Origin of the sequence: Rhizobium sp. LjRoot258, from assembly GCF_964254185.1 — a bacterium.
In the GTDB taxonomy this organism is placed as follows: Bacteria; Pseudomonadota; Alphaproteobacteria; order Rhizobiales; family Rhizobiaceae; genus Rhizobium.
Map to the genome: position 1 here is coordinate 226,873 of NZ_CAXUST020000004.1, position 26,363 is coordinate 253,235.

Annotated in this window: 21 protein-coding genes and 3 pseudogenes; 11 read left to right on the top strand and 13 right to left on the bottom strand. The window is 58.2% G+C overall.

The window, feature by feature from the left end; translation table 11 throughout:
- Window positions 1-7: 7 nt before the first annotated feature.
- Window positions 8-3,190 carry an efflux RND transporter permease subunit gene (locus tag ACSQ9D_RS34055; RefSeq protein WP_436286164.1) on the bottom strand — a complete coding sequence of 1,061 codons (3,183 nt, stop codon included), beginning with the start codon at window positions 3,188-3,190 and terminating at the stop codon, window positions 8-10.
- Complete coding sequence (locus ACSQ9D_RS34060) at window positions 3,187-4,377, bottom strand: efflux RND transporter periplasmic adaptor subunit (RefSeq protein WP_436286165.1); 1,191 nt, start codon at window positions 4,375-4,377, stop codon at window positions 3,187-3,189. The genes ACSQ9D_RS34055 and ACSQ9D_RS34060 overlap by 4 nt, the downstream gene beginning before the upstream one ends.
- Before the next feature lie 620 nt (window positions 4,378-4,997).
- Between ACSQ9D_RS34060 and ACSQ9D_RS34065 the strand changes: the two are divergent.
- Both ACSQ9D_RS34065 and ACSQ9D_RS34070 read left to right on the top strand, forming a co-directional pair.
- Window positions 4,998-5,306: pseudogene (locus tag ACSQ9D_RS34065) on the top strand (SDR family oxidoreductase); the annotation flags it as partial.
- A 242-nt stretch (window positions 5,307-5,548) separates the two neighbouring features.
- Window positions 5,549-6,517, top strand: a pseudogene (locus tag ACSQ9D_RS34070) (ISNCY family transposase); the annotation flags it as partial.
- A 252-nt stretch (window positions 6,518-6,769) separates the two neighbouring features.
- Here ACSQ9D_RS34070 and ACSQ9D_RS34075 read toward each other — a convergent pair.
- On the bottom strand, window positions 6,770-7,276 hold the full coding sequence (locus ACSQ9D_RS34075; RefSeq protein ID WP_436286166.1) for a YkgB family protein: 507 nt from the start codon (window positions 7,274-7,276) through the stop codon (window positions 6,770-6,772).
- Window positions 7,277-7,624: 348 nt separating this feature from the next.
- Here ACSQ9D_RS34075 and ACSQ9D_RS34080 point away from each other — a divergent pair, with 348 nt between their 5' ends.
- From ACSQ9D_RS34080 to ACSQ9D_RS34100, 5 genes are all read left to right on the top strand, one after another.
- Window positions 7,625-8,221, top strand: coding sequence for a cytochrome P460 family protein (locus ACSQ9D_RS34080; RefSeq protein WP_436286167.1), 597 nt, complete (start codon window positions 7,625-7,627; stop codon window positions 8,219-8,221).
- 46 nt (window positions 8,222-8,267) lie between these two features.
- The gene (locus ACSQ9D_RS34085) at window positions 8,268-8,846 is read left to right on the top strand and encodes a cytochrome P460 family protein (protein WP_436286168.1); all 579 of its coding nucleotides are present in this window, start codon (window positions 8,268-8,270) and stop codon (window positions 8,844-8,846) included.
- Window positions 8,847-9,201: 355 nt separating this feature from the next.
- On the top strand, window positions 9,202-10,236 hold the full coding sequence (gene hemE / locus ACSQ9D_RS34090) for a uroporphyrinogen decarboxylase (protein ID WP_436286169.1): 1,035 nt from the start codon (window positions 9,202-9,204) through the stop codon (window positions 10,234-10,236).
- Window positions 10,237-10,241: 5 nt separating this feature from the next.
- Window positions 10,242-10,778 (top strand): protoporphyrinogen oxidase HemJ, encoded by a 537-nt coding sequence (hemJ, locus tag ACSQ9D_RS34095; protein WP_436286170.1) that lies wholly within the window; start codon window positions 10,242-10,244, stop codon window positions 10,776-10,778.
- Window positions 10,779-10,904: 126 nt separating this feature from the next.
- On the top strand, window positions 10,905-11,915 hold the full coding sequence (locus tag ACSQ9D_RS34100) for an alpha/beta hydrolase (protein ID WP_436286171.1): 1,011 nt from the start codon (window positions 10,905-10,907) through the stop codon (window positions 11,913-11,915).
- 660 nt (window positions 11,916-12,575) lie between these two features.
- Here ACSQ9D_RS34100 and ACSQ9D_RS34105 read toward each other — a convergent pair.
- From ACSQ9D_RS34105 to ccmA, 6 genes are all read right to left on the bottom strand, one after another.
- Window positions 12,576-13,517 carry a YeeE/YedE thiosulfate transporter family protein gene (locus tag ACSQ9D_RS34105; RefSeq protein ID WP_436286172.1) on the bottom strand — a complete coding sequence of 314 codons (942 nt, stop codon included), beginning with the start codon at window positions 13,515-13,517 and terminating at the stop codon, window positions 12,576-12,578.
- 72 nt (window positions 13,518-13,589) lie between these two features.
- The gene (locus ACSQ9D_RS34110; protein WP_436286194.1) at window positions 13,590-13,742 is read right to left on the bottom strand and encodes a hypothetical protein; all 153 of its coding nucleotides are present in this window, start codon (window positions 13,740-13,742) and stop codon (window positions 13,590-13,592) included.
- Window positions 13,743-14,104: 362 nt separating this feature from the next.
- Window positions 14,105-14,638: a peroxiredoxin-like family protein gene (locus ACSQ9D_RS34115; protein WP_436286173.1), complete on the bottom strand. Its 534-nt coding sequence runs from the start codon at window positions 14,636-14,638 to the stop codon at window positions 14,105-14,107.
- A 263-nt stretch (window positions 14,639-14,901) separates the two neighbouring features.
- Entirely contained in the window at window positions 14,902-15,048 is a 147-nt protein-coding gene (locus tag ACSQ9D_RS34120) for a hypothetical protein (RefSeq protein WP_436286174.1), read from the bottom strand.
- Between the two features lie 49 nt (window positions 15,049-15,097).
- Window positions 15,098-15,757 (bottom strand): heme exporter protein CcmB, encoded by a 660-nt coding sequence (gene ccmB, locus ACSQ9D_RS34125; RefSeq protein ID WP_436286175.1) that lies wholly within the window; start codon window positions 15,755-15,757, stop codon window positions 15,098-15,100.
- Complete coding sequence (ccmA, locus tag ACSQ9D_RS34130) at window positions 15,754-16,404, bottom strand: heme ABC exporter ATP-binding protein CcmA (protein WP_436286193.1); 651 nt, start codon at window positions 16,402-16,404, stop codon at window positions 15,754-15,756. The genes ccmB and ccmA overlap by 4 nt, the downstream gene beginning before the upstream one ends.
- 847 nt (window positions 16,405-17,251) lie before the next feature.
- On the opposite strand from ccmA, the gene ACSQ9D_RS34135 reads away from it, so the two are divergent.
- The 4 genes from ACSQ9D_RS34135 (at window position 17,252) to hemF (ending at window position 21,632) form a co-directional block, all read left to right on the top strand.
- Window positions 17,252-17,587 carry a hypothetical protein gene (locus tag ACSQ9D_RS34135; protein ID WP_436286176.1) on the top strand — a complete coding sequence of 112 codons (336 nt, stop codon included), beginning with the start codon at window positions 17,252-17,254 and terminating at the stop codon, window positions 17,585-17,587.
- 89 nt (window positions 17,588-17,676) lie between these two features.
- On the top strand, window positions 17,677-18,711 hold the full coding sequence (hemH, locus tag ACSQ9D_RS34140) for a ferrochelatase (protein WP_436286177.1): 1,035 nt from the start codon (window positions 17,677-17,679) through the stop codon (window positions 18,709-18,711).
- Between the two features lie 460 nt (window positions 18,712-19,171).
- A complete protein-coding gene (hemC, locus tag ACSQ9D_RS34145) occupies window positions 19,172-20,101 on the top strand; it encodes a hydroxymethylbilane synthase (protein WP_436286178.1) in 930 nt (309 codons plus the stop codon).
- Window positions 20,102-20,720: 619 nt separating this feature from the next.
- Window positions 20,721-21,632, top strand: a complete 912-nt coding sequence (gene hemF, locus ACSQ9D_RS34150) for an oxygen-dependent coproporphyrinogen oxidase (RefSeq protein ID WP_436286179.1) — start codon at window positions 20,721-20,723, stop codon at window positions 21,630-21,632.
- A 293-nt stretch (window positions 21,633-21,925) separates the two neighbouring features.
- On the opposite strand, the gene ACSQ9D_RS34155 is transcribed toward hemF, so the two are convergent.
- From ACSQ9D_RS34155 to ACSQ9D_RS34170, 4 genes and pseudogenes are all read right to left on the bottom strand, one after another.
- Window positions 21,926-22,837 carry a helix-turn-helix transcriptional regulator gene (locus ACSQ9D_RS34155; protein ID WP_436286180.1) on the bottom strand — a complete coding sequence of 304 codons (912 nt, stop codon included), beginning with the start codon at window positions 22,835-22,837 and terminating at the stop codon, window positions 21,926-21,928.
- 447 nt (window positions 22,838-23,284) lie between these two features.
- A pseudogene (locus ACSQ9D_RS34160) lies at window positions 23,285-25,484 on the bottom strand (molybdopterin cofactor-binding domain-containing protein).
- Window positions 25,485-25,488: 4 nt separating this feature from the next.
- Window positions 25,489-25,944: a (2Fe-2S)-binding protein gene (locus tag ACSQ9D_RS34165; protein ID WP_436286181.1), complete on the bottom strand. Its 456-nt coding sequence runs from the start codon at window positions 25,942-25,944 to the stop codon at window positions 25,489-25,491.
- Window positions 25,945-26,034: 90 nt separating this feature from the next.
- The coding region (locus tag ACSQ9D_RS34170) for a zinc-binding dehydrogenase (protein ID WP_436286182.1) at window positions 26,035-26,363 on the bottom strand (329 nt) is incomplete at its 5' end.

Here is a 26,363-nt window from a genome sequence, read left to right on the forward strand (position 1 = left end):
TGCTTGGTTATTCGGCGGCCTGCTGCAGATTCTCGGCGTCCTCGTCTTCATGCTGGCGCGGCTTGTAACGGGCGCGGAGCAGGACATAGAAGACGGGCGTCAAGAGAAGACCAAAGAGGGTCACTCCGAGCATCCCGCTGAATACGGCGGTGCCGAGCGACTGGCGCATTTCCGCACCTGGCCCCTCGGCGACGACCAGAGGCAGCACGCCGAAGATAAAGGCAAATGCCGTCATCAGGATCGGACGCAGGCGCAGGTGGCTTGCTTCGATGGCGGCTTCCACGGCTGTCTTGCCCTCGTCCTGCGCCTGGCGGGCAAACTCGACGATCAGGATCGCGTTCTTTGCCGCCAGTCCAATCAGGACGACGAAGCCGATTTGGGTAAGGACATTGTTGTCCATGCCCCGGAGGTAGACGCCGATCAGCGCGCCAAGGACGGCGAGTGGCACGATCAGGATGATCGCAATCGGCAGCACCCAGCTCTCATACTGGGCCGCCAGCGCCAGGAAGACGAAGACCACCGAGAGCGCAAAGATCCATACGGCGCTGCCGCCCGTGTGCGTTTCCTGATAAGCAATTTCCGTCCATTCGAATGTCGTGCCCGGCGGCAACATCTTGGCGGCCAATGCTTCCATCTTCTGGATGGCGTCGCCGGTCGAGACGCCGGGAGCGGCGTTGCCCTGCAGCGGTACCGATACATACATGTTGTAGCGCTGGACCAGGGTAGGGCCACTCGTGTCGCGAATGTCGGCAAGTGTGCCGAGCGGGACAAGGGCGCCGGTGGCAGACCTGACCTTCAGGTCCAGCAAGTCTTCCTTCTCCATGCGGAACCGCTTGTCGGCCTGGGCGCGTACTTGGTAGACGCGCCCAAAGGCATTGAAATCGTTCACGTAGTTGATGCCGAGGTTCGTCGACAGCGTGCTGAAGATGTTCGGGATCGGCACGTTGAGGTATTGAGCCTTGTCACGGTCGATGTCGAGATAGAACTCGGGAGTCGACTCCGAGAAGGTCGTGAACACTTTGGACAGACCTGGTGTCTTGTTGGCCTCAACCATCATCCGCCGAGCGACGTCGAGCACGCGCGTCATGCTGGAATTGTTCTGGTCCATGATCTGCAGTTTGAAACCACCGGAGTTGCCGATCCCCCGGACGGGTGGCGGCGGCACCGCGATGATGAAGGCTTCGTCGACGCTCTGGAGGTTTTTGTAGAGCGATCCGATAATCTTGTTGGCGTTATCGCCTGTTTTCATGCGTTCGGCGAATGGTTTGAAAGCTGTAAAGACGACGCCGGCATTGGAGGCATTTGTGAATGTCGCTCCGCTGAAGCCCGCGAATTCCACCGCATCCCTGACGCCCGGCGTCGTCCTGGCGATATCGGAGACCTTGCGTATGACGGCGTCCGTCCTTTCGAGCGACGAGCCCTCCGGAAGCTGGACGACCACGATGGCGTAACCCTGGTCCATCACGGGGATGAAGCCACTCGGGACCAGTGTGCTTATGAACCATGTCGCACCGAGGAGACCGACGAAGACAACCATGGCGCAGCCGACCCCGATCCACGATCGGACAATGAACCTTACGACGGATGAGTAGCCACGGCCAAGGGCGTCGAAGCCACGGTTGAACCCGCTTGCAGCGCCATGCCCGATCTTTGAAAAGATATTCCGTCTTTCCTTCGAGTGATCATGCTTCTTCAGGACGATGGCCGCGAGCGCCGGGGACAGCGTGAGCGAGTTCAACGCCGAAATGGCGGTCGCGATGGAGATCGTGACGGCGAACTGTCTGTAGAATTGTCCTGAGATTCCGGGGATGAAAGCCGTCGGTACGAAGACTGCGATCAGCACGAGGGAGATCGCCACGACGGCGGTGCCGACTTCGTTCATCGTGACGTGAGCGGCTCTGCGGGGGCTCATGCCTTTGGCGAGGTTGCGTTCGACATTTTCAACGACGACGATCGCGTCATCGACCACGATGCCGATCGCCAGGACGAGACCAAAGAGCGTCAACATATTCAGTGACATGCCGAAGGCGGCGAGGAAAGCAAAGGTACCGATCAACGATACCGGGATCGCGACGATCGGTATGATCGCCGCGCGCCACGACTGGAGGAACACGAGGACGACGATGGCGACCAGCACGGCCGCCTCGCCGATCGTTCGATAGACTTCCGAGATGGAGTCAGCGACGAACTCCGTCGGGTCGTACACGATGCTGTACTCAAGACCGGGCGGGAAGTTCTTCGAAAGGCCCGCCATGATCGACTTGATCTGCCCCGTCGTCTCCAGCGCGTTGGTGCCGGGTCTGGCGTTGATAACGAGCGCGACTGCCGTTTGGTTGTTCAGATAGCTGTTGGTGACGTAGTCCTGTGCACCAAGCTCGATGCGCGCGACGTCCTCCAGCTTCACCAGGCGACCGTCCGCGGCGGCCTTGACGATCACGTATCGGAACTGACGGGCGTCGGAAAATCTGCCATCGGTCCTGACGGTATACTGGAAGGAGTTGCCGGATTCAGCGGGGGGTGCTCCGATGGAGCCGCCGGTGACTTGGACGTTCTGGTCCTTAAGCGCATTGACGACATCGCTGGAGGTCATGCCGTAGGCCGACAATTTCTCCGGGTCGAGCCAGACGCGCATGGAGTACTGACGTTCGCCAAATATCTGGACGTCACCAACGCCCTGGAGGCGCACGAGGACGTCTCGGATGCGGGTGCGCGCATAGTTGGAAGTATAGAGCTGGTCGTAGCGGCCGGTCGGCGACAGGACATGGACGACCATCAGCAGATTCGGCGAGGTCTTGTCGGTCGTGACGCCGAGACGTTGCACCTCCTGGGGAAGGCGGGGCAGGGCAATGGCGACGCGATTCTGGACGAGAACTTGCGCTTTATCGAGGTCCGTTCCGAGCTTGAATGTGATCGTCAGCGCCATGGAGCCATCGCCGCTGGAGTAGGACGACATGTAGAGCATGTTCTCGACGCCGTTTACCTGCTGCTCGATCGGTGTCGATACGGTATCCGCGATCGTTTGCGGATCCGCGCCCGGATAAGATGTGCGCACGACGATCGTAGGCGGCACGATTTCCGGATACTGCGCGACCGGGAGCTGGAGGTAGGCAACCGAGCCGATGATGATGAGCACGACCGAGATGACCGACGCGAAGATCGGCCGGTCGACAAAGAAGTGTGCAAACCTCATTTTGATGCTCCTGCCGCAGATACTGCCTGCTGCGTCGTCGCGGGCACATCGTTGGTGTTCTCCCTGGGTAGCTCCGACGTGACCGGAGTAACCTTGGCGCCAGGGCGGACGCGGACAACGCCTTTGACGACGATCTGCTCATCGCCCTTAAGACCCGAGCGGATGACTCGATAGCCATAAAGCTTGGGACCCGGACGAACGGACTTCGTTGTAACCGTGTTGTCGGGATTGAGCACGTAGACCACTCGCTCGTTCTGGTCGGCAGCAATCGCTTCATCGGGAATGAGGATCGCAGTATAGGAATTCGAACCTTCGATCTCGACGCGACCGAAGAGACCGGGTTGAAGGACGAAATCGGGATTGGCGAAACGTGCGCGTACGCGCAGCGTTCCGGTAGCCTCATCGACCGTATTTTCTGCGAAGTTCAGCGTGCCTGAGAACTTCGTTTGGTCGCGGTCGCCGAGGTGCACGGTCACCTTCAGGCCGCCTCCGCCTTCCTGAAGGACCTTTCCGTTCTTGCGCGCCGTCTCGGCGTAGTTGAGCAGACGCCGCTCGTCGATGTCGAAATAGAAGTCGATGGGATCGAGCGCGACGATCGTCGTTAGTTCGGTCTGATCAGCCTGGACGAGATTGCCAACCGAGATCAGGTGACGGTTGATACGCCCGCTCAGCGGGGCTGTGATCTTGCTGTAGATGAGATCGAGCCTCGCCCGTTCAACGCTCGCCTCGGATCCATGGAGGGTTGCCTGAGCGGACGCCAACTCGCGACGCCGGTCGTCGAGTGTTGATATCGTCTGGCTCCCGGACTTTACGAGCCTGTTCACCCGGTCAAATTCGGACTCGGCGTATGTCAGGGTGGAGCGGGCGACCGCCAGCTGAGCGGTGGCCCCGTTGTATGCGGTGACGAACGGCCGCTGGTCGATCTCGAAAAGCTCGTCGCTTTCCTTCACCAGCTGGCCGTCCTTAAACTTGATGCTTTGGAGATAGCCGCCGACCCTGGCGCGGATGGAAACCTGTTCGGAAGCCTGAAAGCGGCCGATGAAGTCGTCGTTATCGACGACTTCTCGGACGACTGGCTTTGCCACGGACACCTGTGGGGGAGGCGTTTCCTGGGCATGGACACCTCCTGCAGACAGAGCTGCGAAAACCAGCGCAACAGGCTTCAAACTTGAATGGCGGAACTGCATCGATTACCTCCGACGCTCTTGATCGGGAACCAACGGCGGCTGCGTGATTCCGGTCTTTTTCGTCGTTCTGTTGGATTAAATGCTTGTGAATTGACGCTCGATGCGTTCGATGAGCTTGGAGCGGGCCCGCGCTCGCGTCGGAAACATCACTACCTCAGGATTTCGTTGTCTGTGTTCATCTTCCGACCTCCTTCGCGCCAAGCAAAAATAGGACGGGGAATCTCGACGGTCCAATGACCTATGGCTATCGAATCGATGCCAGGACAGATGCTTAAAGGATCTGATTTCGCACGACGAAAACGATCGTCGGCCACCCAGGAAGAGAAGCGGTTTGTTCGCGCGATCGACGCGACTATTGAACGGGTAGCCCGAGCAGATGGCTATCGGCAGCGATTGGAACTTCGCTGCCCGTTAGACGGCGGCGTCGCGAATACGCGCGTATGACTGGCCGCAGTAGGATTTTGCCGCAAGCAGCGCGCGCCCATCTACGTCTGCCGCACCACCGAGAAGTTCCTTTCCTGGCTCTCTGCCGGACGTCCCAGGAAAGAGCCCCGCGTCTTCTCGCGGCGCATCGAAGGGATGATCAACGGCGTCCGGCAACCGGCAAAGGAGAGAAAACCATGAAGATAGTCGTGATCGGCGGCACCGGCTTGATTGGCTCGAAGACCGTTACCATTCTGCGACAGGCCGGCCAGGAGGTCATCGCGGCGTCGCCGAAAGATGGCGTCAACAGCGTCACCGGAGAAGGGCTCAAAGAAGCCATGGTCGGCGCGCAGGTGGTGATCGATCTGTCCAATGCCCCTTTATTCGATGCCAAGGCGGTGATGGAATTCGTCGAGACCTCCAGCCGCAACATTCTCGCGTCGGAGGCCGCGGCGGGCGTTCGACACCATATAGCACTTTCCATCGTCTGGACCGATCGCGGGCCCGGAACGAGCGCCGTTCAACGGAAAAAGCGGTTTCAGATCAAAAAGCAACACCAGCGAAACCGCGTTCCTGTTCCATAATCCATGTTATCCGATTTATGGATGTAAGGGCTATTTAGTAATGCGACAGTTGGGCCAGTTAGAGATGCGACAGTCTCGCCTCTCGACGCACTGGTCAAAGCCAACGTTGGGAGCAAGGATGGCGACCTTCAGCCTGGTCGAGACCCTGAGCGGTCGGAGTCGTCATGTGCTTTATGATCACCATGTCGCAGAAAGAATTGCATCGCCTCGAAGTCATTCAGAAGATCCGTGATCAGCGACTGAGCGTCGTTCAGGCCGCCGAGCAGCTCGGCCTCAGCCGAAGTCAGGTGCACCGGCTGCTGCAGGCCTATGACCGTTTCGGTGAAGCCGGCCTTGTTTCCAAGAAGCGATCGCGACCGAGCAATCGGCGCCACAGCGAGGAGTTTCGCAATGCGGCGCTGGATCTGATCCGCGAACGCTATCTGGATTTCGGCCCGACGCTGGCGCGCGAGAAGCTGATTGAACTGCATCAGATTTCGGTCGCCAAGGAGACGCTGCGGCAATGGATGAGCGAGGCCGGCATCTGGATCTCGCGGCGCGAACGCAAGAAGCGGGTTTTTCAGCCGCGTGGCCGGCGGGATTGTCTCGGCGAACTCGTCCAGATCGACGGCTCGCATCACTGGTGGTTCGAGAACCGCGGCCGCAAATGCGCCCTGCTCGTCTACATCGATGACGCCACCGGTAAGCCGCTGCATCTGCGGTTTGCCGGATCGGAGAACACCTTCGACTACCTGCATGCGACGAAGGCCTATCTGCAGCAATGGGGTAAACCGATCGCCTTCTACAGTGACAAGCATGGTGTCTTTCGTTCGATCCATGCCTCGCAGAAAGACCGGACGAGCGGCCTGACGCAGTTCGGCCGAGCCCTTTATGAGCTCAACATCGACATCATCTGCGCCAACACCCCACAGGCCAAGGGACGCGTCGAACGCGCCAACCAGACGCTGCAGGACCGGTTGGTCAAGGAACTGCGGCTGCGCGGCATCGACACGATCGAAGCGGCAAACCTCTATGCACCGGCGTTCATTGCGGATTTCAATGCCCGCTTCGGCAAGCCGCCGCGCAATCCGAAGGACATGCATCGGCCGCTGGCCGATCATGAGAACCTCGATGGTGCCATGTGCCGCAAGGACAGGGTTCTGCATCGATAACGCCGCGGCTGCAATGCTCTAAAAACGACTGCGTCATTCATCGGCCGCCCCCGGTATCTGCCGCTGTTGCTCGGACCTTCGCCGAAATTGTGAGGTAGTGGACCATGCCCAGCACATTCGTTGAGCAACAGACGGCCGATCGCGCCTGTCGGATATCCGAGCCATTTGTCCATCACGGGGTTCCGCGGAGTCGATGCCGGCGTCGCCGCGATCAATAAACCAAGGATTTCTATCTCATGACTTCTGATCGTTGAGCCACGGGCCTTCCACAGACGCAAAGAGGAGAGAAAGCGATGCGGCCAGCAAAACAACGTCCTTAAGAAGGAACTGGCCCGGTGCTGCCGAGATCGCCGGAAATCCACCCGCCGTCGTTTCTGCTACGCCAGGCGTGCTCAGGAAGAATGTCAGCGTGATAAGATAGGTCGCAGCGGACATCGCCGCTCCCAATGCGGAGAAAATGGGCTGAAAGGCGCCGAGAACGAGAGCCGCTGCGGTCGTCAGCTCAATTACGCCTATAACGTAACTTGCCCCTTGAACTCCGAATAGCGCGTGCAACCAGCTCATAATCGGATTGTGTTCGATGAACGGAGCGATTCCGGCTGCTTCGTATGCAGTGAACTTCATTCCGCCGAACCAAAGAAAGATAACGACCAGAGACCATCTAAGCAGAGCCAGGACATTAAGGGATCCAACGCTTCGTTCAGCGATCTGAAAACGAACCTGGTTTGTAGGAGTGGTCATTTGCAGTCTCCTTGAAAACTCTAAAGTGCTTCCGGCAAAAAAGCGGTCTCACATTGTGGCGGTCGGACCAAGGCCAGGGAAATCACCTCTCGGCATAGAATCGATAGACGATCGTTATTGCGGCTCGCCGCACGGCGCGACGCCGTCGCGGCCCGTGCTACTTGCCTGGTTTACGGATGGCAGTGAGGACGTTCGCAGCCGTATTCCCCGTTGCTATGGTAACGATGCATACCGGCTATTGGAAAACTCCACCCCGCGCTGCGACAACTGAGCCCCTCGTTGCAGATCTCATCGAGTGACGCCGAGGGCAGCCTGTGACGGATAACATTCAATGTCGTGGAGAAGAGTATGCGTATTACCCTACTGATCGCGGGAGCGGTTTGCAGCGCGGTTGCTGTAACAACCGCATTCGCCCAGTCCGAGTCCAATAACGGCGGCGCGTCGACGACGAAGCGCTATCTCCCAGAGTACACCGAATCGGGCGATCTGATTCTGCCGAAGAATTACAATAATTGGGTGTTCGTCGGCTCACCGCTCACTCCCAATGCGCTCAACGGCGGCAAGGCCAACTTTCCTGAGTTTCACAACGTCTATATCGAGCCGGGTTCATACGAGATCTACAAGAAGACAGGTGAGTTCCCGGAGGGAACGATCTTCTTCAAGGAACTGCAGCTGACGCTCCCAGCCGAGAACCCGGATGGATCGCGCACCGAGCCGTCTGGCAGAGGCTTCTTCCCCGGCCCGCTGAACGGCGCCGATGTTACGGTCAAGGATAGCAAGCGCTATGCCGAGAGCGGAGGCTGGGGTTACTACAACTTCAACCACCATGAGCCGAAGGCGGCCACGGCCAAGCTGCAGCCCAAATCCGAGTGTGCCTTCTGCCACATCGCGAGCGCCAAGAAAGACGACGTCTGGACGCAATTCTATCCGCTGCTGGACAAGTGAAATGGTCAACGAACGCTACAGGTTCGCTAACATAAGGAGCAGTGTCATGAGGATCGCCGGTGTCTTAGGCGTCGCAATGGCGGGATTAGCCGCGATCGGCGCCGTCACTGCCCACGCGCAGATGGATAAGCGCTCACAGTACGAGGGAACGGCAGCGACCGTTGTCGACGACAAGGGAAATCTACACGTACCTTCCGACTATCGGACCGCTTATCAGATGCTGGGCAGCTGGGCGGTGGCTAAAGACGACGGTCCGGGCTCAAAGGGGCTGCACGTGGTTTATGCATCGCCCGGAACCATCGCCGCGTATCGCAAGGACGGTCACTTTCCCGACGGCGCCGTTCTCGTGAAAGAAGTGTTCAATACGACTACTCGGGAGATGACGACCGGAACCGTAAGCAGTGCCGGCACCCTTGCCGGCTGGTTCGTCATGGTGAAAGACAGCGCCGGCCGATTTCCAGGAAACAAGCTTTGGGGCGACGGCTGGGGTTGGTCGTGGTTCGACGCGGCTAATCCCCAGAAGACCACATCCACCGACTACAAGACGGACTGTAAGTCCTGTCACGTACCCGCGCAAGGCTCAGACTGGATCTATACGGGCGGCTATCCGCCCCTGAACCGATAAGCGGGGCATGGCGTCGATGATGTGTCACTGGTCAAGCCGGATGCGCCACGCTTGACACTGGATATGTGACGTGGCCTGAAGCCGACGAGGTTCAGGCCACTCTATTCCTGACAACAAATTCGCTAGATTTCTACAACGACGAGTCGAGCTGAATATACCCGTGAGCCACCGAAACTATTTGAATATTTTCTCCGTCGACGTAATTTTCGGAGACTGCTGGCCTTCTCTCCAACTGGCTGTGAGCAAGGCGCGACAAATGGCTTGGATGGTGGATGAATTTTAATCCCCGGTAGAAACCGACTCTGAGAAATAGAAACCTTCTAAAATTTCTTTAGTTTTATGTGGAGACGATGCATTGAGCGATGCGCGCCGAAAGATCATGAGGGTTCTCAACGGGGAAACCATTGTCCCGCCGCCGCTGTGGCTGATGAGACAAGCGGGTCGATATCTTCCGGAATATCGCGAAACGCGCTCCAAACTCGCGAGCTTCCTCGATCTCTGTTACTCGCCGGACCATGCTGTCGAGGTGACGTTGCAGCCCATCCGACGCTACGGCTTTGATGCGGCCATTCTCTTCTCTGATATCCTGGTCATTCCGGATGCTCTCGGACGCAACGTGCGCTTCCTCGAAGGGCATGGGCCGCAGATGGACGCGATCGATGAAGACGGTATCCGCTCGCTCAATGGAGCGGGGGTGCTCGCTCATCTGAGGCCGGTTTTCGAAGCCGTGCGACGTCTTCGCATCGGGCTTCCAAGGGAAACAACACTGCTTGGCTTCTGCGGCGCTCCATGGACAGTCGCGACCTATATGATCGCCGGCCAGGGCACGCAGGATCAGGCCCCAGCCCGCCTTTTTGCCTACAAGCACCCGGACGCCTTTGAGCATCTTCTTATGTTTCTCGCCGATATCTCCGCGGACTATCTCGTGGCGCAAATCGATGCGGGAGCGGACGCCTTGCAGATATTCGATTCATGGGCGGGCGTGCTTGGGGAGAAGGAATTCGAAGCGTTCGCGGTCAAGCCAGTCGCGCGGATGATTGCGTCGGTAAAATCGAGGCGGCCGCAGGCCCGCATCATCGCTTTTGCCAAGGGCGCCGGATATCTGTTGAAAGACTACAGGCGAAAGACCCAGGCCGATGCAATCGGGCTGGACTGGTCAGTACCTTTGCGATTTGCGGCGGAATTGCAGAAGGAAGGCCCCGTGCAGGGCAATCTCGATCCTATGCGTGTCGTCGCCGGCGGCAGGGCGCTCGACGACGGTATTGATGACATTCTGCAGATGCTCGGAAACGGTCCGCTTATCTTCAACCTTGGACACGGCATCACCCCTCAGGCGGATCCCGATCACGTGAGCGCGCTGGTCGAGCGTGTCCGTGGTTGGAGAGGATAAGCGCGATGGAGAAGCAGGCCGATACCAGCAGGGGCAGCTACGCGCGCAAGCGTGCGCGTTTCGCGCTGGTGTTCTTCGTCCTGTTGGCTGCCGCATTGTTCATCTGGCGCCCGGGTGATCTCTATGTTTGGATCAAAGCGTTGCACATCGTTGCCGTCATTTCATGGATGGCAGGCCTCTTCTATTTGCCGCGCCTCTTCATCTACCATGCGGACGCGGAGCCCGGCTCGGCGCAGTCGGAAACTTTCAAAGTGATGGAGCAACGACTTCTCAGGATCATCATGAATCCGGCCATGATGCTCACCTGGGTTTTTGGGCTCTATCTGGCATGGTCCGTCTATGGACTTCAGGGCGGTTGGCTTCATGCAAAGATTGGCTTGGTCGTTGTGTTGACGGCAGTACATATGTTTTTCAGCGGTGCGGTGCGGGCCTTTGCGCGCGATGAAAACCGGCGCTCCGCACGTTACTGGCGCATCATGAACGAAGCACCAACACTTCTGATGATCGCGATCGTGATCCTCGTGGTGGTCAAGCCGTTTTGATGGCAACGAGTTCTTGGGGCAAATAATCTTGGCAACTGCTGCGCTTTCTTTACAGGATAGCAATTGCCGCTACGGACTTGGCGAGCCCCACCGATCTTCAGGCAAGGCGAGATGGAGAGGAGTTTCATGCCATTGCGATCAAAAACCGGTTTGACTGTAAGGGCGATGGCATGCTTGCTTCTGGTATCATCGCCGATGATCGGCATTGCCCGTGCCGACGATGCCAGCGCAACAAAGTCGGACCCGCGATCGCGCGCGAAGGAAATCATTGCGCGGCTTCTCGACGATAAGGGGAATTTTGGCGATCGAAGGCTGCGCTTCGAAGAGGCGATGAAGACCACTCCTCAGCCAACCCGAGTGCAGATACGCCAAGTCGATGCCGATGGCGTCGATGGCGAGTTGATTTGGCCCGCTCGCCTCCACCACCCAGTGGGCAGGCGGGCGATCCTCTATCTCCATGGTGGGGGCTTTTACGCCGGTTCCCTGCGTAGCCATCGCAATATCGCCGCTTCGTTCGCGAAGGCGTCGTCTGCCGATGTGCTGTTGATCGAATACCGGCTGCTGCCTCAATACCGGTTTCCGCGCCAGGTCAACGATGCGGTTACCGCTTTTCGATGGCTGCTTGAGTCCGGTTACGATGCAGAAAACATTGTGGTGATCGGCGACTCCGTCGGCGGAACCTTGGCGCTCCAAATGTCTCTTCGCCAGATCGCCACGAACGGCGAAAAGCCTGCCGCCGTCATAGCAATCAGCCCGATTGCCGATTTCGAGGGTGCGGCGGCCCCAACGCATAGCGAGGACGAGGTTTCCGTCAGTCGCGAATGGCTGCGGCAGGTGGGGAAGGAATATGCGGGGAAGGAAAGCACCTCGCTTCAGCAAGTATCACCGATAAACAATGACTATACAGGGTTTCCTCCCGTCCTCCTGCAGGTCGGCGATAAGGAGGCTTTGCGGGGGGATGTCGAACGTCTTTTCGAGAAGCTGAAGGCCGCAAACGTCGATACGCGGCTGGATGTGGTGCCGGGCCTTTTCCACGAGGCCTCGCTATTTCCGTTCTGGCTCGACCAAGCCAGGCGATCCAACCAACATGCGGCGGAATTTGCCATGACTCATTTTGCCGATAGACCGCCGCAATGAAACCGAGTTGACGATGCTCCGTCATCCGTCATCCAAATTACTGGATCCTATAGGTTAATTTTAGTTCATTTCGGGTAGCCCTTGCGCCGCATCCTCTGGATCGCTCATTCCCGCCCAGCCCATCTTCGTGGCATGTGCGGAGAGTTCAGTCATCTGCGAGCCCTCATCGCGGTACCGAATACGACCAACATCAGCTTCTCCACCAAAAAACAGAGTACGGGGATCTGGCTCAGGGCGCCGGCGCTAATGGCAGGCCCGTCGACTCCTCCGATGGGACATACCGTGTCGAGATCAACGGCTTGAATCCGCTCCAGGCGATCAGCCTCAGAGGCGAACCCTTCACGGCTTACAACTGCTAGCGCTGATTGCCGACATCACCGCGGCATTCGCCGCCAATCTTATCACCGCACACCGGATTGTTGCGGCCTGAGTCTCCTATTGGAGGCGGATCTCGACTGTCTGGGGTCGATTCCGGTAGGGCCGAAGTGACACCCTCAGCCTGAACCGACCCCAATCTGCCTCCGCTTCAGATCGTCTGTGGCAATTGCGGCCGCATCGCTAATATCAACGTCCGCATGGCTGGAACGAGGCCTGCGACAGAGCTCGCTGCGGCCTTCACGGCCCGCCAATCTCGGGTGGCTACCTAAAAATTCTCGTCCTTCAGGGCCGGGATGCCGTTAATCTTGTTATTTGAATAGCGAGATAGACGGTGACGGAAATGGCAATGAACGCGAGCCACGCATAAGGTAATAAGAGGGGCATCCCAACGAGAACCAATCCGGTGTTTCCGCCTGGGATAAGTGCGCCGCCGGCGCCCATCAGGACGCCGCCGCCGAGGCAGCGCAGCACGCTGACTGTATCCGGAGCGGTATGCTTAAAGCTCCTTGCCGTCCACCCGCCGAAGACAGCTCCACCAAACAGCGAAAGATAAAGGAGCGACTTGGCGGTCCAGCTCGATGTAACGCCGTGAGCAAGGTCGCTGATAAATTCAGAATAGGTCCAATTACCCGCGGTGACTAAGGAAACAAGAAATGTGATGCCGATTATCGTCGTCGCGACGTGCGGTGACCACGCGTGCGCCAATATGGCGCGATTATTACGCTGAATCACCATACCGTGGATCAACAATCTCGCGGTAAGGAGAACCAGAACGGCCAGCGCCACCCAAGAGGATGCTGCAAGAATGAGTGACTTGTCTTGCGACTTTGCCGGGGCATGCAGTCCCGATGTAATTAAGCATCCGAGATAGAAGCCGAGGGGAGTAGAGGCGTATGCCCATTCTCCCGACCCCAATCTTGCTACCGTGCCGAACAAACAAGCGCGATTCCACAACGCGCCGAGACCAAACAGCGCTCCTCCGAGAATGGTTGCCAGCCCGGCAGCATAGCCCATCGGCGTTACGGGAAGCAGGCCGACAAAGTTAAGTAGGATTAGGCCTCCACCTACCCACAGTGATGCCTCCAAGAGGGCAACCAGCCGGCTAAACTTCTTTTTTTCAACTATCTCTTCGATAGCGGCGACCGTGCAAATGCCGCCTCGCTGGTTGGCGAAGCCCATCACCGCTACGGCGACCAAGGCGATCAGATAAGGAACGGTTGCCAACGGACGAATCCTGTCAGTTGCGTGGTAATCACCAGAGTTTGCGCTCCAGGTCGACCCTGCGATCGGCACTGGTTAGCAGTTGGACATGGGCCGCATCGCACGGGTGTTGATGGGCAACTGCCGGACATTGGCATCGTGATGTCCCGGCAGGCTGCCGAGCCACGCGTCGACCGCATCGATTGTCTCGGGCAACATGCCGGTGAAGTCGCGGCGTTGGGTAACCAAACTTTCACGCGTTCATTACGTCACGCGATCAGTCGGACCAAGGACAAGATCAGATAACGCGGGTGGTGCTTTGCCTAAAAGTGCCTGCGGCGATCATCCTTTTTTTCGGTCGGTTTGTCCGTGCCGGTTGATCTCATCATGCATCGCACGTTGTTATGTTTCAACCGGGGCCCGCCTGTCACCCGGCGGAAGGCGCCATTCAGGGCGAAAGAAATGGCAAGCGTAGCCGTCGGGAAGAAATTAGGGCAACGTTTTATGACGGACTGTTTGTCCCAGGATTTGTGCTGCGGTGCGACTATCGCATACCGCGCCGCGGCTTTCATGTTCACTTTTGCGCCGGTAGCCGCTAAGCCGACGGCCGCTCAAACCGGCCCGTGATACTCGCCGCGCGCCGGATAGTCTTTGGTAATGGCGAAGTCGATCGCCTGAAGCAATTCCGAGAATACCGGACGAGCGAACGGCATTGTTTGAACCGCGCTGTAATACAAAGTACCGTCCGGTCGGACAAGGAATACGCCTGGCTCCGAAAATAACGGCGGCTCTTCGACGTTAATCGATGACTTTCCACGCGACGAGGAAATATAGAGTCCCCATTGGCGGGCAACCGTGAGCGGCAGCGAATATCCGAATCGCAGGTTTGGGCCGACCTTGTTCGCCATTTCCTGAGCGCGGTCGTGAATGTCAGAGCTGATGGCGATGACCTTTGTGCCGCGCCGCTCATATTCGGGGAGTAGAGATTCCAGGTCGCGCAGATACTTGAGGCAGACCGGGCAATGGAGCCCGCGATAAAAGGATATCAACGTAAATAGCTTCGGTGCGTCGGCCGCAAGATCAAACTCGCCATGAGCAAGGGTCGGCACGCGCAGTTCGGGAACTGGTCGACGAGGCAACAGCATTCTATTCTCCGCAGTTATTGTCTAATTAGGTCAGGAATTCCAGCACTCGGCGGGTGACATGCGTGTGCCGCGATAGCAGTGATCGATTTCGGCTGAGTTCCTCTGAGACGACACTACCTCGGCGACTTTTCGTTGGGAAATGTCCAATCGTTATGGTTTCTATTCCCGCGCGTTACGGCGTCATCGGCTTCGCCGTGGCGATGGCTTCTGTGTCCTCATATACGAGAGGGTCGAAATGACCCTGTACAGTCCAAGCAGGAGATTTAGGCAGTCGGAAATCCAGTGATCGCGTCCGCGACTTCTGCGCCTGTGCGTCTCCAGCGCGAAGTATCGCTATCGAGGAATAGAACCACGGCATTGCCGATATCGCGCTCTAGGCTTGCGTGGCTGACGGCAGGAAAAAGGATCATTCTGTCCCCAGATCGCAAAGAGCCGGGATTACCTCAATTGACGGGGCAATCAATCCGACGTGTTCCTGAGCGCCAGGGCCGCCGCCGCCGGACCGATGACCGCGAAGAAAAGCGTCAGCGCTATCAATATCAGGAAAGGCGGCAGAAACGGAGCCGGTTCCTGGACCGCCGCATAGGTTGCGCTCACGCCGAAGATGAGGACTGGGATCGTCAGTGGCAGCACGAGGATCGAGACCAGCAGCCCGCCGCGAGGAAGCGCCACTGCGACGGCAGCGCCGACCGCGCCGATGAAGGTGATCGCCGGCGAGCCAGCGAGCAGCGTCAGCATCGTCGCGCCAATCGCCCTCTCGTTCATGTTCATGAAGAGGCCAAGAAGTGGTGAGGCGATTACCAGTGGCAGGCTTGTAGCGGTCCAGTGCGCGATGCATTTGACGATGACGGTGATCAGCAGTGGTGTCTCCTGCATCAGCATGAGATCGAGCGATCCGTCGTCCCGTTCCGCCTGAAACAGCCTGTCCAGCCCGAGCAGAGCGGCAAGCAGGGCGCCGATCCAGACGATGGCGGGTCCGATACGGGAAAGAAGATTGAGATCGGGTCCTACTCCGAAGGGAATGACCGCAACGACGGTGAGGAAGAACAATATGCCGATCAGCGCACCGCCCCCTGCCCGGACGGAAAGTTTGAGGTCGCGGAGAAAGAGGGCCATCATGCTCCCCAAACCTCCGTTTCCGCCCCTGCGAATCCCGTCATTCGCAATTCCTGCACATTACTGAGCCCAAGCGGTTGATGCGTCGCGGCAAGCACAATGCCGCCCTTCCTTTGATGTTCACCGATCAGCGCGGCAAATAGCCTGTCAGCATTGGTATCCAGCGCGGCCGTGGGCTCATCCAATATCCAGATCGGCCGATGAGCGACCAGCAGCTTTGCGAAAGCGAAACGACGCTGCTGGCCTGCGGAAAGATAACCGAAGGGGAGATGGGTAACGCCGCCGAGGCCAACCGCCTCCGCGGCGTCTTCGACCGAGGCCGTCGGCGCCTGCGAACCGTCGTCCAGAAACAGGCGCCAGAAATCGAGATTCTCAGTAACCGTAAGCTCACTTTTCATTGCATTTCGGTGGCCGAGATAGTGGCTGACTTCGCTCGGCCGTCGGTCGGTCTGGCCTCCCGAATCAGTGAAGGTGACCGAGCCTTTTTCCGGTCGCAGAAATCCCGCCACGACACGCAGCAACGTGGACTTCCCCGAGCCGTTACGGCCGGTCAGAACCAACGCCTCGCCTCCCGTCAGGTAAAAGGAAATATTACCGAAAATCAGATCGTCACCGCGTCGGGCAGCCAGGGTTTCAGCGGCGAGTTGCATCCATGTCATCTTTCTCTTCTGCGGTGCGGCGACGCGTCACGGAACGTCTTCTTTACCCAGTGCGCTATGGCGTGTGTTTACGAAATTATCTGTATAGTCCTTCAACCACGCCAGCCGCCCGCGTGAATTTAATGCTTGCGCCGAACGTGGGGCATTCACCACCCGCATCGGGGCGAGAGCTTTATTCTTGGCAACCGCCCATATGATTCGAAGATCATCCCAGGAAAACCGTTGGAGACGGTTGCTTGGGGCGCCTTCCATTCGACTCGATCCCACAAGCATCGACGACCCGCAAATGAGTGATGCGGACACGGGCACGGACCAGCTCCTAATCAGGTCACCGCCACCCTCTGATTGCTTGATGGAGGTTCGCCTAGCCTTCCGCAGTGTCTGATAATCCCCTGATCAATCTTCGAGTTGGCACGCAAAATGACCATTTCGTCGAAGAGGCGCCAGACCGTGAAAATGCGTTTGAGTTATTCATGCAGCTCATGCATGACCCACAGTGCCCCCGCGCTCTTTTTGCCGCTCTCATCAGCCATGTACATACTTCTCGGAATCACTTTGCGTTACCAATTGCGCAAGCCGCGACGGCATTGATTGCTGAGACAACGACTGGACGGGGCTCAAGACTCCGCGTAACAGGAACGTCGCTTTCGAGGCGCGGTGCGGTTTTTGACGTTCCATGCTACGGTATCATTCCCAAGCATCGAGCGACAATAACGATTGCCTATCGACTCTATGACGATAGGTGATTTCCCTCGTCGTCATTGCAAGGCCATTTTGCAAGAAATCGCCGCGCCGACGCACTCGGCTTCGCGATCGACAAAAAGCCAGGAAAGTCCATATGCAAAGCAACGACGTGATCGAAGTGATCACTCTTCTCGGCGGTGGGATTAGCGAAGTTAGTTCCACCTTCCCCACTTCGCCGAGGGCTACCGCAACCCCGCCGGGGCGGCGTCCGCACGCCCGTCGCAATCGCTCGCGGGCTCGACCGGAAATGACCCTTGTCGTGGCCAAGGGCCATAACGGCGAGCGCCTCACGATCCGGCTCGATGTCAAGATAGTGACTGCCGATCATCTGCCCGGCATGACGCTTGACGCGCCGGCCACAGTCTTTGGGCTTCGGCCGCCCGCGTCTCCTCCTGCATTTGCCGATAGATCGGGGTGGCGATTCCCGTGAACATCTTGTCCGGCAGAGACGAGCCGATCGCTTCAGAAGATCAGCCCCGGCGTTCCCGAGCCGCGCGCCTGTCAATATTGGGGGATTCGATGACTGCAGATATTTCCGTCAAACCGGGGGGCCATCCCTCTGTCAGAATCGGAAAGGTCGGCGTGCTTTTCGTCAATCTCGGTACGCCCGACGGCACCGATTACCAGTCGATGCGACGCTATCTGCGCGAATTCCTGACGGATCGGCGCGTCATCGAATGGTCACGCTGGAAATGGTACCCAATCCTTTTCGGCATCGTGCTGAACACGCGTCCGCAGAAGGTTGGAAAGGCCTATGAGACGATCTGGAACAAGGAGAAGAACGAGAGCTTTCTGCGCACCCATACCCGCAATCAATCCGACCTGATGGCAGAGCGGTTGAAGGATCTGCCGAATGTGAAGGTCGATTGGGCGATGCGCTACGGCCGGCCGTCTATTGCCTCGCGCATCCAGGCGCTGAAGGACGAAGGCTGCGACCGCATCCTGCTGTTCCCTCTCTATCCGCAATATGCGGCCGCAACGACCGCGACGGTCAACGACAAGGCCTTCGAGAAGCTGATGGCCATGCGTTGGCAGCCTGCTCTGCGCACTGCTCCCGACTATCACGACGATCCGGCCTATATCGAGGCGCTCGCCAGATCCGTCACGCGACATCTTTCGTCGCTCGATTGGCAGCCGGACATGCTGCTTGCCTCCTTCCACGGAATCCCGATGTCCTATTTCCAGCAGGGCGATCCCTATTATTGCCAGTGCCAGAAGAGCGGGCGCCTCTTGCGTGAGAAGCTGGGGCTGCCGGAAGAAAAATTCATGATCACCTTCCAGTCCCGCTTCGGGCCGGAAGAATGGCTGCAGCCTTATACCGACAAGACGGTCGAGAAATTGGCGCAGGACGGCGTCAAACGCATCGGCGTCATCAATCCCGGCTTCGTCTCCGACTGTCTGGAGACGCTGGAGGAGATCGCCGAGCAGGCAGCCCATTCGTTCCATCACAATGGTGGCGAGAAATTCACGCATATCCCCTGCCTCAACGACAGCGAAGACGGCATGAATGTCCTGGAGAAGGCGGTGCGAAGGCAATTGATGGGCTGGGTATAGGTGCAATTGCACGAAGAGTGCGAAGTGATCTTCTGAGCGCTTGGTTGGCGCGGACGCTGCCCCATCTCCCTCATCCCGTGCTTGTACAATTAAAGCCACCCTACGTCGGCATGGCGAAAGGACTCCTCTCGCACATTTCGGAGATTGTTTTAATAGAATCGAGCAAATGTGTTCATCCATCTGACAGCATCGCAAAACGCAAGTCTCTCGCATCGTGGATACGCTCGCGAGAGGCAAACGAAACCACCTCAGCAATGGCTGCGCTGAGACACAGGATGCGAAGATATTTCAGAACCTCTGGGCCCATCGGCACCTGGATTGCTCGGCAGTCCGGCGAGAATAGAGCGAGAACACATGGGCCATCGTTCCGGCAAAAGAGGAGGAATCCGGCCTCGTACGGGACCTGTTGATGACGTCTAAACCCGTTACGAGAACAGTCGGTAACAATGGAATAGAGCGTATGCAAACAAAACCTTTTCGTATCGGTACGCGCGGCAGTCCGCTCGCACTTGCGCAGACCCATGAGGCACGCGACCGTTTGATGGCAGCCCACGGCGTTCCCGAGGAAATGTTCGAGATCGTCGTGCTGACGACGCGCGGCGATCGCATTACCGATCGAGCGCTCGCCGAAATCGGCGGCAAGGGGCTCTTCACGGAAGAGCTAGAAGCGAAGCTGCTTTCCGGCGACCTGGATTTTGCCGTTCACTCGGCAAAGGACATGCCGACAAGTCTCCCGGAAGGACTTCATCTTTCGGCCTATCTGCCTCGTGAGGATATCCGCGACGCCTTTATAGGGCGCAAGGCCGGCAAGCTGGTCGATCTGCCCCATGGAGCGACCGTAGGCTCCTCGTCGCTGCGTCGGCAGGCGTTGATCCGCCGTTTGCGGCCCGACGTCAGCGTCGTCACCTTTCGAGGTCAAGTCGACACCCGGCTGCGCAAGCTGCAGGAAGGTCAGGTCGACGCGACGCTGCTGGCGCTCGCAGGATTGAAGAGGCTCGGTAAGGTAGGTGTTATCACCGAGCTTCTCGAACCGGAAGACTTTCCGCCAGCTCCGGCGCAGGGCGCCATCTGCTTCGAAAGCCGGATCGGCGATGCGCGGGTCGACGACCTTCTGAGGGCAGTCAATGACCCCGTGACGTTCGATACCATCTCCTGCGAGCGCGCATTCCTTGCCGCGCTGGATGGCTCGTGCCGTACGCCGATAGCGGGTTACACGGTCTGCGAAGATGACAGAATCCGCTTTTCTGGCCTGATCGTCACACCCGATGGAAGCCGTGAACATGGGGTGACGATCGAGGGCAATCGTCGTGACGCCACCGCGCTCGGTCATCGGGCGGGAACGGACGTAAGAGAGAAGGCGGGCAGCGGCTTTTTCGAACACTGGGGCTGAGAGACGATGCGCGTGATCGTGACCCGTCAAGAACGTTCGGGAGAACGTACCGGACGGCGCCTGAATGAGATGGGGCATGAGTCGATCGGCTCTCTCGTGGCCGATTCACATGCCCTGGATATCGGAGGGAGCACTTCCACCCATTCGGGACCGGTTGCCATCACCAGCATGGAAGCGGTCCACGCGATGGATCACTTCGGCGCCGCACTCGTTCCGCAGCTAGGCGACAGCGGTAAACGCAAGGAAAGCCAGGTTTGCTACGGTTCAATCTTCGGAAGGAAGCGGGGGTGCCATACTTTATCTCGCGAGCATACTTCGGGCTGCCGGTTTCGAGACAAGGCTGCAGGAGCTCGATATCCCGTACCGTTTGCTGGCTCCATGGATCCTTTCTTCGATCCTCGGCATGAAACAAGCCGCGACGAGATTATGCCATGCGTAACATCCGTCCGTCCATATATATGACGCCTTTGACGAGAGGCGTTCAGAAGAGCGTCACGGGATGATTTAAAAAGCTCTAGCGATAGAACAACGCGATGGGACCAGCCTTCGTTCTAAGGAATCGCCGAACGCGAACAAAGAAGACACAAGCTGCGGTAACAGCCTGAGTGGAGACGATGAAATGGAAAGACCGGAACTGCCGATGGGCCTGCCCGAGGACATAGAAGACAAGAAGGCCGCTGCGCGTGCCTGGTTCGAAAACCTTCGCAATACGATCTGCTCTAAGTTCGAAGCCCTCGAGGACGAACTGATCGGACCGCTTGCCGAGCAGGAGCCGGGTCGTTTCGTCGCCAAGGAATGGCTGCGAGAAGACGGCGAAGGCGGCGGTGGCGGGATGTCCATGATGGAAGGCCGGGTTTTTGAGAAAGTCGGCGTGCACACATCGACGGTTCACGGCGAATTCTCACCCGATTTCCGCGCTCAAATTCCGGGCGCCAGTGAAGATCCGCGCTTCTGGGCTTCCGGCATCTCGTTGATTGCGCATCCGGTCAATCCGAATGTGCCGACGGTACACATGAATACGCGCATGGTCGTCACGACCGGCCATTGGTTCGGCGGCGGTGCGGATCTCACTCCGGTGCTCGAGCGGCGTCGCACACAGACGGATTTCGACAGCGTGCTTTTTCATCGCTCGATGGAGATCGTCTGCCAGCGGCATAGGGTCGCGGACTACGCGCGCTACAAGCAATGGTGCGATGAATATTTCTTCTTGAAGCACCGCAATGAAGCCCGCGGTATTGGCGGTATTTTCTTCGATTGGCTCCATTCGGATGAAGAACTCGGCGGCTGGGACGCCGATTTTGCCTTTGTGCGCGACGTCGGCAGCGCTTTCAGCCTTCTCTACCCCGAAATCGTCCGCGCCAACTTTAACAGCGATTGGACGGAGGCGGATCGTGACGAACAATTGATCCGCCGTGGCCGCTATGTGGAGTTCAATTTGCTTTATGATCGCGGCACAATCTTCGGGCTGAGGACGGGCGGCAACGTCGAATCCATCCTGTCTTCGCTACCGCCTGTTGTGCGCTGGCCGTAATCAATCAAGATCGACACCCTGTGGAACAGAGCGCTCTCCCATAAGCTCGAAAGACTCCGAGATGAGTTTGTATGCACGTTTCAATCGGAGGATTGTCATGGCATTACAAAGCAGCGCAATCGCCACTGGTGAGCAAAAAGCATCGCATATCAAACCTCAAGGAGGTAGATGCGGTCGCGACGGCGACGTAAGCGAGCGCTAACGTAAAGCGGGGGTCGCGCCGACGGGCGGCCCCCTTCTGGCTTTCCGATCATCGGCCCTTTGTATCAAAAATTAACCTCGGTACCTTGCTCTCAGATATCCTTCTGGATCTCGCCATCCTTGGCTATCTGCCGATAGTCGCTCGGATCTCGTTCGTACGCCTTTCGAAAAGCTCGCACAAAACTTGAACGGCTCTTGTACCCCGCATTCTGAGCAACGACGTCGACCGACATCGTCGTCGTTGTCAAATTGATCGCAGCCCGGCGCATTCTCAGGTCTCGCAAGATGACCATCGGGGATTGGCCAAAGATGTCCGAGAACCGCGCCATGAACGCCGAACGACTCAATCCCGCAGTATGTGCTAAGCTTTGAACTGAATGGGGGGCTCCCGGGCGCGCCACCATATCTGCAAAAGCACGAGTGATCTGCCTGTCGGCAAGTATCGAGAATCGTTCAAACCACCGCTGGGATGACTTGAGGGACCGTCGCAACAATGAGACGATGATCTGTTTGAGCAGAGACGCTGTCATGGCTCCAACGCCGACCTCTTGCTGTAGCAGCTCGTCCATTGCCTCGCGGAGCTTCAAATCGATCTTGTCTGCCGGCTCGAACTGCTCGATCACCGGTTCGCGGAGTTCTCCGAACAGCCTCACAGATTGACCGAAGAATGCGTTGAAATAGCCACATATCTGAACGATCTCGGGCTGCTCGTTCGGCACTGCGACGCGGAGGATGCCGTCTTGATGTGTCCAGCAGTTTCTCGAAATGAGTTTCGGCGGGCCGCTTCCGCCGTCAACCTCGATCGCGAACGGAGTGTTCGGCGGCACGATGATGACCAAATGAGGGGTCAACGGCATCTTTGGTCCGCCGTTGATAGATATGCGTCCCACGCCACTCAAGTTGTAGTGGATCCCGGGTGCATCAATCGTTCCCATTTCGACCCGATGGCCGTGCGGCACAAGAACCTCAATCAGCGCGATGACATCGATGTCGAGCGCCTGCATCAAGTTGTTGAGGTCCGTTGTAGACAATTTGACAGAGGAGCCCGCGGGCAACGACTCTCTCTGCCCGATGAGATCCTGCCTTGAAACCGCTTTCGAAATGTTCCGCATTACTGTGGTGGTCCTATACCGCCCGGCTACCGGTGCCGATAGTGCTCGGAAGCCCGTTCTCGAAGGGTCAGCGGAGCGTTGCTATGCTCGTACCACTGAACTTCGTGTCTTTCCATCAATTGTCGCAACGTCTTGAGACGAAATTAGGCCCCTCAACGAACTAGGCCATAATTCGCCGGCGACCGAGTGAGCCCTCATGATTGTTTCGAAGCAAATCGAATGCGCAACCCTAGATGGCGGCCTTCGAAGCGTGAGTTCTTCCGAACGGTGACCCTCGGGGTCTTTTGTCCTGACCCTTCATCCCGTGCGCTGCAACATGCCCAGGACGAAGGGCGAGGACTATGACGACGATTTGAGCAAATCCGTATTGATCGGCAGGCTGCGCAGGCGCTTGCCGGTGGCGGCGAAGACTGCATTTGTAACCGCGGCACTGACAATCGCTGTCGGAGCTTCACCAACGCCACCTGGAGCTTCCGCGTTCTTAATCAAGTGGGTCTCCACCACCGGCACCTCGTCGATACGCATCGGCAGATAGCTGTCGAAATTGCTCTGCTCGACGCGACCATCCTTGAAGGTAATCGAGCCATGGAGCGCAGCGGTCAGCCCGAAAAGCGTTCCTCCTTGAATTTGTGCTTCGATCGTATCGGGATTGACGTACATGCCGCAGTCAATCGCACAGACGATCCGCTTGACTTTGACAGAGCCATCGGCCGCCACTTCGACCTCGGCGACCTGCGACGTGTAGCTTCCGTATGCGAATTGTACCGAAATCCCGCGACCATGCCGCTCAGGCAATGGTGATCCCCACCCTGCTTTTTCCGCCGCAAGCGACAGAACAGCAAGCGCTCGCGGATTGTGGCCAAGCAACTCCTTGCGATAAGCGACGGGATCCTGTTTGGCGACATGCGCGAGCTCATCCATGAAGCTTTCGACTACAAAAACATTGTGAGTCGGTCCGACACCGCGCCACCAAGACGTCCGGACACCAGGAGGCTCAACCTGGACATAGTCGACGTGGATATTGGGCAGCGCATAGGGCGGTTCGGCCGCCGCTTCTATGGCATCGGGGTCCAATCCGTCCTTGAAGTAAGGGGGATAATAGCGAGCCATGACCGAGGAGCCGGCGATCCGATGTGTCCAGGCAACCGGCTTCCCGGCTGCATCAAGTCCGGCTGACAGCCGATCGAGATAGTATGGCCGATACATATCGTGCCGGATGTCTTCCTCGCGGCTCCAGATCACCTTCACCGGACCATCAACGTGCTTGGCGATCTTGACGGCCAGCGCCGTACCGTCGGCCTCCAGCCTTCGGCCGAAGCCACCGCTGATTGTGAATTTTGATTGCATCCTCCGGCAGGCCAGTGAGTTCGGCCACCACAGACTGTGTGATCGTAGGCGCTTGTGTCCCGACCCAGATGTCGCAACGATCCTTCCGCAGATGGACGGTGCAATTCATCGGTTCCATCGCTGCATGGGCTAGGAAAGGCACCTGATAGATAGCGTCAACCCGTTGCGCGGCCTCTGCAAGCGCCTTCCGCGCATCACCCACGTTACGAGCGACGGCGCCGGGTTTTTTGGATTCCTCCTCCAATTGCTTGACGATTTCGGCGGTGCTGATCTTTCCGTTCACCCCATCGTCCCACGTGACGGCCGCCGCCTCGAGCCCCTTCTTTGCGGCGCCCGTATGATCCGCTACGACAGCAACAGCTTCATCGATGTTGACCACTTGCCGAACGCCCTTGACCGCCAGCGCTGCCTTGTCGTCCACTGTTTTCGCTTTGCCACCGAGCACAGGCGAAATGGCCAACGCTGCAATCTTCATACCCGGCAGTCGCGCATCGATGCCGTACAGCGCGCGCCCGTCGACCTTTATCGAGGAGTCGATACGCTTGGCGCGCGTGCCGATCAGAGTGAAATCCTTCGGATCCTTTAATTTGACGGTGGCCGCAGGTGGCACTGGCAATTTCGCCGCGGCCGTTGCAAGTTCGCCATACGTCATATGCCGCGAGCCCGACGCATCGAACACGACGCCGTAAATCGCGCGGCAAGTCGTTGGATCGACATCCCATTGTTCTGCAGCTGCCGCAATCAGCAGAGTGCGGCCGGCGGCCCCTGCTTGACGCAACGGCGTCCAGAATGCGCGAATGGAGGCGGAACCACCTGTATTTTGAATGCCGATAATCGAATTGACGTAAAGCGCATGATTCGGCGGCGCATGCTGAACCTGAAGCTGGTCAAGCTTCACTTCGAGCTCTTCAGCGAGAAGCATGGAAAGCGACGTGTAAACCCCCTGCCCCATCTCGACCATCGGCATGATAAGGGTTACGGCCCCGGTTTCATCAATCCGTACAAAGCCATTCGGCGCGAAAGTACCCGTAACCTCGTTTTCGAGCACCTGCGAAGCAGCCGCTGCGAAGACGGGCTCTACGCTCCCGCCGGCCAGCGCAAAACCAAGCAGCAAGCCTGTGCCTTGGAGAAAGGTCCGCCGCGACATCGGTGCTTCATCGATGATCTGCTCTTTCAGAACGATCTCATCCATGATTTCAAACTCCCGCGGCGTGCTTGATGGCAGCGCGGATGCGCTGATAAGTGCCGCATCGGCAGATATTGCCCGACATCGCGGCATCGATGTCGTCATCCGTCGGCTTCGGGGTGTCTTTCAGTAGCGCCGCCGCCGACATGATCTGGCCGGACTGACAGTAGCCGCACTGCACCACCTCCAGCTCCAGCCACGCCTTCTGCAAGGTCGCGCCCTGCGGCGTCTGACCAATCGCCTCGATCGTGGTGACCGCGCTGTCGCCGACGCTGTCGACTGGCGTCTGGCACGAGCGGACTGACTGACCGTCGACATGCACGGTGCAGGCGCCGCAAAGCGCCTGGCCGCAGCCAAACTTGGTCCCGGTCATGCCGAGTACGTCGCGCAGCACCCACAAAAGCGGGATGTCGCCGTCGACGTCGACCTCGTGGGGTATGCTATTGATCTTTAACGTGAAAGTCATGCATGCCTCTCGCTGGCTGGGATGATCGGATGCAGTCCGCGCGATGGAACGGGGTCGGCAGGCCGCGTGCTTCAATGTGAACGTGCCCGCTCACGGACGAACGCGGATGACCGTCTTTCCGGAGCGTCGCTCGGTCGCGTTGAAGGTTGCGATTGCGTCGTCGAGGGTCGCGACGGTGCCGATGTTCGTCCGCAGTCGCCCGTTCCGGACCCGTTGAACGATCTCATTCAGTTGGGCGCGATCGGATTCGACAACGAAGTCGACCGCGCGGCCGTCAGCCGGCCGCGCCTCGGCCGGCCCGACGATGGTCACCAGTATTCCTCCGGTTCGGACAAGGCCTGCGGACCGCTTCTGGATGTCACCGCCAATGACGTCGAAGACCAGATCGACTTCGCCGACGTCTTCGAGGACGTCGTTGT